The organism is Candidatus Schekmanbacteria bacterium, from assembly GCA_003695725.1.
In the GTDB taxonomy this organism is placed as follows: domain Bacteria; phylum Schekmanbacteria; class GWA2-38-11; order GWA2-38-11; family J061; genus J061.
This window is the reverse complement of the sequence record RFHX01000166.1, coordinates 1-8,626: the sequence shown is the minus strand read 5'-3', so window position 1 is coordinate 8,626 and position 8,626 is coordinate 1. Positions and strand designations below refer to the sequence as shown.

Annotated in this window: 10 protein-coding genes; all 10 read right to left on the bottom strand. The window is 37.6% G+C overall.

All coding sequences use genetic code 11. The annotated features are described in order from the left end of the window. On the bottom strand, positions 1 to 633 hold a 633-nt coding region (locus tag D6734_06675; protein RMF94938.1), incomplete at its 3' end, for a radical SAM protein. Then, positions 626 to 1,708, bottom strand: a complete 1,083-nt coding sequence (locus D6734_06670) for a radical SAM protein (GenBank protein ID RMF94937.1) — start codon at positions 1,706 to 1,708, stop codon at positions 626 to 628. The genes D6734_06670 and D6734_06675, both read right to left, overlap by 8 nt. Before the next feature lie 96 nt (positions 1,709 to 1,804). Continuing rightward, a complete protein-coding gene (locus D6734_06665; protein ID RMF94936.1) occupies positions 1,805 to 2,863 on the bottom strand; it encodes a hypothetical protein in 1,059 nt (352 codons plus the stop codon). A gap of 72 nt (positions 2,864 to 2,935) precedes the next feature. Beyond that, a complete protein-coding gene (locus tag D6734_06660; GenBank protein RMF94935.1) occupies positions 2,936 to 3,385 on the bottom strand; it encodes a glycine cleavage system protein H in 450 nt (149 codons plus the stop codon). A gap of 227 nt (positions 3,386 to 3,612) precedes the next feature. Then, entirely contained in the window at positions 3,613 to 5,082 is a 1,470-nt protein-coding gene (locus D6734_06655) for a hypothetical protein (GenBank protein ID RMF94934.1), read from the bottom strand. A gap of 56 nt (positions 5,083 to 5,138) precedes the next feature. Next, positions 5,139 to 5,489, bottom strand: a complete 351-nt coding sequence (locus tag D6734_06650) for a DUF3088 domain-containing protein (GenBank protein ID RMF94933.1) — start codon at positions 5,487 to 5,489, stop codon at positions 5,139 to 5,141. A gap of 26 nt (positions 5,490 to 5,515) precedes the next feature. After that, on the bottom strand, positions 5,516 to 6,388 hold the full coding sequence (locus D6734_06645) for a heterodisulfide reductase subunit B (protein ID RMF94932.1): 873 nt from the start codon (positions 6,386 to 6,388) through the stop codon (positions 5,516 to 5,518). Next, on the bottom strand, positions 6,385 to 6,960 hold the full coding sequence (locus tag D6734_06640; GenBank protein RMF94931.1) for a heterodisulfide reductase subunit C: 576 nt from the start codon (positions 6,958 to 6,960) through the stop codon (positions 6,385 to 6,387). The genes D6734_06645 and D6734_06640 overlap by 4 nt, the downstream gene beginning before the upstream one ends. After that, entirely contained in the window at positions 6,953 to 7,390 is a 438-nt protein-coding gene (locus D6734_06635; protein RMF94939.1) for a hydrogenase iron-sulfur subunit, read from the bottom strand. The genes D6734_06640 and D6734_06635 overlap by 8 nt, the downstream gene beginning before the upstream one ends. A gap of 51 nt (positions 7,391 to 7,441) precedes the next feature. Continuing rightward, the coding region (locus D6734_06630; protein RMF94930.1) for a CoB--CoM heterodisulfide reductase iron-sulfur subunit A family protein at positions 7,442 to 8,626 on the bottom strand (1,185 nt) is incomplete at its 5' end.

The following is an 8,626-nucleotide window of genomic DNA, read 5'->3' as shown; positions in this document are numbered from 1 at the left end:
TTTCACAATCTCAATAGCGTTGTATTCCCCACGAAACTCTCCATAATGAATACCTGCAACTATATGCGGGACAATTGTTATACCTGCTTCGCATAAAGCGTTCAGTGTTTCATCAATTTTTTTTACACCGCAGTCTAAATGATAAACTTCTCTCAAAGTGTCATCACTCCCTATCACATCTGTCAGTGCTTGGTCTACACCGGCAGATTTCAAGGAATAAGCCGTATCTTTATCCAGAATACCTGTGTGAATGGATATATGAAGTCCGGTCTCATCCTTTATCCTTCTAATGATATCAGTATATCTATCCCATCCAACTTTCCCATCAAGACCACTTCCTCCGCTCAACAACACACCAATATTGTTTCTTTCCTTTATCCTCCTGCAAACATCCAATAAAGTTTCCTCGTCTTTTGCTTCAATCATCGGTTCAAGGACCTTGCCCATACAATGGTCGCAATTTAGAAGGCACTTGCCTCCTGATATGGAAACAGCAGGATAAAGGCCAGTTTCACTGCCGCATCTTATCATTCCCGGCAGATACATAGTTATGCTTCTGCCAAATTCTTTCCATGAAAGAGCTCGTGATTCTTCCAGAAGAGATTCAAATTCTTTATCGAGCTGTTCACTCATAACTAAAAATCTGCTTCCTTATCCTTGCTATATCCAAAGAATCGGGCTTGAAAGGATAGCTTCTGATATTATCACCCGGTAGGCTGTCTCCATAGGGACGGTTGCATGCAACTTTTCCATCTTTTCCACTACAGCCGCTTGTAACAAAAGCAGTGCCATCACTGATCATTTCTTCAAATTCTTTTGCCGGTATTAGAAAGGATTTCACTTCATCTTTCTCAGTAAAAGTTATTTCATCTTCATCGATTTGCCTTTCATCAATCAAATATCTTGCTATCTGCATTCTTCTATATTTGCCCATAGGAGGAGGTGAAAGACCTTCTAATGGAGACCCTTCCTCTGCAAAAAATGAGAAGAGATGGGTTTTAGCACCGCGCCTTCTAAACTCGAACATTAAATCGACGAATTCCTTTTCACTTTCGCCTAAGCCAACAATCATATGGATGCCCACATTACCCTTCCCAAATATTTCAACAGCTTCATCAATAGCATCCCAATACCTTTCCCACTTATGGGGACCTTTAACCTCTCTTCCTCTCAATTGGTCGAATATCTTTTTATTTGCTGCATCGAGCGCTATCCCAACTTTATCGGCACCTGCCTCTTTCATTCTTGCCATATCCTTCTTCTTTACTATTGTGGGAGAAAGCAATACCGAAATTGGTGTATCAAGACGGTTTCTAATATATGTCAAGATTTGAAGAGTATCTGCAATTGCGCGATGATTAGTCACCATTGAGATACAGATTCGTTTAATTCTTTCTCTCTTTTTCTCAATAGCTTTTACAACTTCTTCAAGCAGATATGATGGCCATTCGACTTTGATGAATGATTTTTCATCATATTCACCATTTCGCGCTTTTGACAGCCCACAGTAAGCGCATTTGGCATAACAACCTTCATTATACTTCAAAAGAATATTGATACAGGGATTCTGCGCATTCCGATAAAATAATCCCGGCTTTAAATCCAAAGCCATCGCCGATGCAAGACTCAATTTGACTGTTTCAGGGCTTTCGTTCGTAACTATCTTTTTACTTAGAATTTTATTTTTTTGGTTTTTCATTTCATACATTTCTAAAAATCTCTTTTCAGGAAAACTTCTCGACAAGTCCTTTCTCTGATATGAATGCCGCCAATTGAATCAAATACAATCATTCACTGGAGATAATTAAACACAGTTTTCACTTGCCTTTAGAATTGCAGTTGTCAATGTAGGAATATCTACCCCATAAATAATATCGTCCTTCCATATTTGTCTGAGGGAATTCTCGATATTCTCCCGATTAACCATTGTATATTTCAAATTTGATTCAAGGCGGTTAATATCTTCGCCTGTTGAAAAAAAATCACCTGTTATCATAAGATTCTCTATCACTCCACCTGCAAGTGATATATATACCTGTAACAATCCTCCGGGAGTTTTAAGAAGCCCTTCCCCCATCTTGTATTTTGGATGTCTTTTAGAAAATATCCATTTTTCGTCGCGATATCTTTTTGCATCAAACCATTTTACTTTTTGTTTTTCCCAGTCACTCAGTTCATCTTCTTCAAATACAACTCCAAACTGCTTTTCGAATGACTTTTTTAAACTTTCCATAACAACTTCAACATCAATCTTTTCACCTATCTCTTTTTCCATAGTTGTCATTCTTTCACTAAAACAGCTGTAACCTTTATCATAAATCTTTTCCACTGGAGTATTCATAATTTCAAGCATCAAATTTATATCAAAATCAATTAGAAGACTTGTATGAAAAAGTATTGCATCATCAACATCTGCCGAAGCTGAAAGCCCTGCTATCTTCTTCCCATTAACCTCCAAATCATTTTTTGGGCGAAATGAGCCCTTGATTCCAAAATCAGCCAATGTTCTGATAAGTATTTGGCTCATAGTATTGAAGATGCCTTTTATTCCTCCCTGCATTGCAGGATGCTTTAATGAAATTCCAAAGCCAAGGGCAACTGCTTTTGGCCCCATTATGACAGTGCCGCCGCCTGTACTTCTTCTATTATAATGTATTCCAAGCTCCTTACAGCGGTCAATCTTCAGCGCTGCTCGAATATCTTGATACTTCCCTACTATTGCCGATGGCTCAAATCGGTAGAGGTGAAGTATTGGAGGGGAATCCTTTTCTGCAACAGAATAAGGCAATGTATCATCAACAGCCAATCCATATTCAGGAGTAACAAGCTTATCCCATTCCTTGATATATCGCCACTTCTCCACTTTTCAATCCTCTCCTATGATTTAAAAATAAATACGATGATATTTACTCCAAAAGAGGGTTGCAGAGAGAATTTATTCTCCGCCTCCACCTTGCGCTTTCAATTCTTCTGCCCTCTTGATTTCAGATTTGATCCATTCTTCAACTTTATCGCCATGGATTAAATTGCCGAGGTCTTCATCGAGATTTGAAGGTTCAATGAGAAGAATCCATCCCTCATTGTAAGGATCTTTATTTATAAGCGTATTATCTTCATTGACCTCTTCGTTCACTTCTATTATCGTTCCTCCAACAGGTGCTACAAGTTTTCCTATCCACTTTCTTGTCTGAATTTTGCCGCAAACTTCTCCTGCCTCTACATCATCATCTTCATCAGGCAAATCGACATACACCACAGCCCCTGCCTGTTGCTGGAAAAAATCTGTCATACCAACTCTTACATTTCCATCTTCCACTCTTGCCCAACTATGCTCAGTATGATAGTAAAGCTCATCAGGCATTTCATAACCTTCTATCTTTGCCATATTATTCCTCCTTTAAAAAATATGATTATTCTCTTCTATAATTTGTTAATCATTTAAAAATGCTCTAACTATTCTTTTCAAGTTTTTTCCTTTTACCTTTTTATAAAAATATATCAAGCCATATCTCATCAGAAGTATTTTCAACATTCCTTATCTATTTTTTCTAACACAAAAAAAACTGAAAAATAAAAAAGAAAGCTCCGGCAAATCGATGTGTCCCCTGTCCTCTACTTTGATAACCTGTACAGCAAGACTTTTCTTCCAAAATAATAGTTATCAAAGACATTCCATTCGCCAATTTTTTTCACTTTACAGCTTTTAGACAACAAACCTAAAGTGCTCGCATCCTTCCCAAGAGAAACAAAATATTGAGGAGAATATTTCCTTATTTTCCAGTTCAACTGCTTTGTCCCTACTTTTGCATTTATTGGATAAACATTTGCAGTCAATGCAATAGAATCAGCGAAATCCCCCATTAAAATCATTCTTTCATCAGAGGAATTTTCCTTGAGGACAATCTTGTTAATTTCTTTTGACATATTAAAAAAACTATAATGAGGATTTGTTATGTATTTTACAATTTTGTAGCCATCGAAAAAAAGCAAATACACAACAACGAGCAACGAAACAAAAATGGCATACTTTCTGCTTGATTTCCGCCAAATGAAGGAGATAACAATTCCAAATAAAAAAGCAATGGGTACTGCCAAAGGCAGAAAATAACGAGGGGGATGATATTTACTGAAAGCCAATACGCCGCTATAAGAAGCAATCCATAATAGAGACAGAATGACGATTTTATTTCTTCTAAATTCTTCAGAAGACAAAAAAGCAATAAAACAAATAATCATCACGATTATGTAAATAAAGGGCTCTATCAATCGTCCTGCCAAAAGAGATTGGTAAAAGTTTTTGCATACTGAAAACCCGTCTGTCAACATTCTTTCATCAACATTGATTGTTTTAAAATAGGAAAAGTCTTCAGGATAAATACTTCTTACATAAATATTGTAGAATACTGTTGAAATAAAAAAAGAAGATAGGATGGTAAGAGTAAATAAAAACTTTTTTCTCCATCTTTCACTTCTCATTAATGAAATATAAATCAAAAGAGGAATGGCAAAAAAGGCAGTTGCTTTGACTAATTGCGCAAGAAACAGAATCAAAGATGATACAGTTATAACGAGAAAATCGTTCGATCCTCTGAAAGATGAAACTGTAAACAATGAAAGGAGAACAAATGATACCATAGTAATTTCAAGAAGCGAAAGGCGAGAATATGAAAAAAGGATATAGTTGATAGAAAGGAAAAAAGCAGTGAAAAAAGCCCCTTTCTTATCAACATACCTATACGCCAATAAGGTGGCTAAAATTGTAAGGAGTATGAAAAAAAATACGCCTGTAATTCTTGCAGAGAACAAACTCTTTCCCAATAATGAAAATACGACGAATTGAATCAAATGAAACAGTGGCATATTGATTGCCGGGTTGAAATCTCCCTTCCTATACCAATTGCCGCTAAGCACATAAGATATTGCGCCGCTTGAATACCATCCTTCATCGGTATAAAGCGCACTTGACCATGTTATGCTTGAAGGAAAATCTGCTTTCAAATGGATGAAACGAAGAAATATAAAAAAAATAGCAATGGCAATTAGAAGAACAATTACGAATTTTTCAATTTTTGCAGGTGTCATTTTAATTTCAAGAGGATAACAGAATCTGTCTGAAAGTTAAAATTTCGGAGCTTTTCCTAAGAATGAGGTATGGCAAATCTGAATTTTTTGCCTAAAAAACGACAAATTTCCAGAGCACCAGCTATAAAGCTTCGCCCTGTTGTTTGACTCCTTTTAATTTCATCAGAAACATTATCTGCATCATTCGTAAGAATAAGGACGGGACATCCCTGATTTTCTTCTCCAAGAAGTTCGACAATTTCCTTTCTTGGTTTCTTAAAATCTATTCTTCTAATTTCAACTTCATCCCCAATCTGAGGCATATAAGCCAAAAAACCTTCAACCATTGCACAATCAGGACAAAAAAAGGGACCTTCACTGCCATCAAAAAATCCCGGTTTTAAAAGGAATAAGATTGGTCTTGCCATAAGATACCTCCAATCGGGAAAATTATTTATCCAATATCATACTGCTGAAGAATCACAGATGGGTCTATAATATGTTTTCTAAATGCAAGGTCTCCCTTCTTTGCACCAAGGGCTAGGGCTAATAGCTCAGAAAAATAGAAGACAGGAATGCTATATTTTGTGCCTTCCGCATTATTGATATCTTCCTGTCTCGTATCCAAATTTGCATGGCACAATGGACAGGCAACAGAAATGCAGTCTGCACCTCTTGAAGCAACATCTTTAAAAATTTTACTCATTAGCTTCAAGGAAGAACTGATTCTCGAAATGGAAAAACTTGCTCCACAGCAATCGGTTTTATACCCCCAATCTATTGGCTCTGCACCCATTTCTGAAAGTATTTCATCCATAATAACAGGATATTCACAGTTATCAAACTCAGTTACTTCAGGAGGCCTCGTCATAAGACATCCATAGTAACAGGCAACTCTTATGCCTGAAAGAGATTTTTCCATCTTTTCTTTCAACCTATCGATTCCAATATCGTTCTTTATAATGTCAAGGGGATGAATGACATCAACAGTGTTTGAAAAATCTGCTTCTATAATCTCATTGACCTTCTGCGCCAACTCCTTGTCCTGCGATATCTCGTATCGTGCCCTCTTCAGCCTTGAAAAACAGGAAGCGCAAGGCACAGCAACTTTACTATTGCCAGAATCCTCGACAAGTTTCAAATTTCTCGCGGGCAAAGCTATTGATAGATATTTTGAAGTGCAATGCGCAGGAGTTGTCCCACAGCAGTTCCATCCTTTTATCTCTTCAAATTCAATTCCGAGTTTTTTAAAAACGAATTTTATGGAAACATCATATTCTGCACCTGTTGAATGAAGCGAACAACCCGGATAATATGAATAACTCATACCTTTTCCTTCTCTTCAATTTCAGAAACTTTCTTGAATATCTTATCAATAGCTTTGACATTGCGTATTCTTGCTGGCAGAAGTTTAAGCTTCCCTTTCAATCCCATCTTCATACCAAGCTTCATATCTTTAAAATAGTCGCCTGTCTTTATTTTATGCCCTAATACCAAACCAAGCTCATACATCCGTCCATAAGCCCTTATGTTATTAAGAGCAACAGTGTAAAAGTCAGAAATCTCCCTTGATTCTGCTGGCGGATTAATCCCGCGCCTATATGCTATATTTCGAGCCGCATCCATTATATGGGCAATATCGACTCCCTGCGGGCATCTTGTGGAGCAGGTTTCACAACTTACACATACCCATATAGTGCCGCTTGTAATCACATAATCTTCCAGCCCCAAACGTATTGCATGAATTATCTGCGCCGGTGTATAATCCATCTCATCTGCCATTGGACATCCCGCACTACATTTAAGGCACTGATAACAGGCATTTACATTCTGCCTGCTGATTTTCTCAATCAGCTCACGAAATTCCTTTGTTTTATTTTCAAGTGTAATCTCACTCATTCTTCTTTTTCCTTCCCGTAATAACAGGACTTCTTCCTAATTTAAGTGCCCTTTGCGTCATCTCCGTTGCCGCTTCTGCAAATGCCTGTCCCATTGAAGAGGACATATTGAACATTTCAAGCCGTTCAGGTTCAATTCCTATTTCTTCAAACATCTTTTTCAAGCTCATCACACGCGCTTTTGCACGAATGTTGCCCTTTAAATAATGGCAGTTGCCTTCAAGGCATCCTGCTACGAACACAGCATCCGCTCCATTTTCAAAGGCAGACAATATATAAACAATGTCAAGTTTGCCTGTGCAGGGTATCCTGATAATCTTCACATTTGCAGGATATTGAAGTCGCAATGACCCAGCCATATCAGCCGCTGCAAATGCGCAATAATAACAACAAAAAGCTATGACTTCCGGCTCATAATCGCCTGAAGTCATCATTTCGCCTTCGCCTCTTAGTTCTCTATCTTCTTTTAGCTCTTCCATAATTTATTGATGATTTTGTTTTTCTTGCTGCAATTCTTGGGAACTTTCTCCCAATTCTTTCTTCTTTTCCTCTCTCTCTTTCTTTAATTTCTCTTCTTGCAATGTAAATGAATTACACTTTGCTATAACTTGTTCATCTGTGTAATGAAGAAGCTGGATCGCTTTATTAGGACATTCAGCCGCACAGGTGCCACATCCCTGACACTGGGCAACTTCTATATGTGCTACTCTATCCAAAATTTTTGGTACCTGATAAGGGCAAGTCCTCACACAGGTCAAACAGGATGCACACTTGTTTTCATCTACAACTGCAATTGATCCTCCAACATAAAGTTTATCTTTTGCAAGAATAGTATTTGCTCGCCCGCAAACTGCAAGTGCTTGCGCTATACTCTCCTCCATAAACTTTGGGAAATGCGCCATTCCGCAAAGAAATATTCCTTCTGATGCAAAATCCACGGGTTTAAGTTTCATATGCGCTTCAAGGAAAAATCCATCAGCAGTCAAGGGAATTTTCAAAGCATCAGATACCGCTTTGTTTTCTTCATAAGGCACAACTGCCATACTCAACGCAAGCAAATCGAATGTTTGGCTTACCTTTAATCCCAAAACCCTATCTTTTACAGTTATCCTGATTTTTCCTTCCTTCTCCTCTACTTCAGGCGGTTCTTCTTCATTAAAACAGATAAAAATGATGCCCTTCTCCCTTGCCTTTGTATAATATTTCTCCCTAAATCCAAAAGCGCGGATATCTCTATAATAAACGACAACTTCAGTATCAGGAGAAAGTTCCTTCACTTTGAGTGCATTCTTTATCGCTTCCGTACAGCATATTCTCGAACAATATGGTCTTTCTTCATTTCTTGACCCAACACATTGTATCATTGCAACTCTTTTTAGATTACTAATTTCATCCGGGTTTTCTTTTAGTATTTCCTCGAGTTCAAGCTGAGTTTTGACATTTTCACTCTCACCATAGAGGTATTCATTCCCCTTATATTCCTTGCCTCCTGTTGCCACTACAACAACTCCGCATTTGAAAGGGCTTATTCCTCCATTACCTCTTTGGCTGATTTTTACTTCAAAATTGCCCATAAATCCGCGCACATCTTCAACAACACTTTCATAATAAACACTGATCAAATCGTTTGAGAGGATTTCTTTTTTTAATCTTTCAAGCAAAAGAGA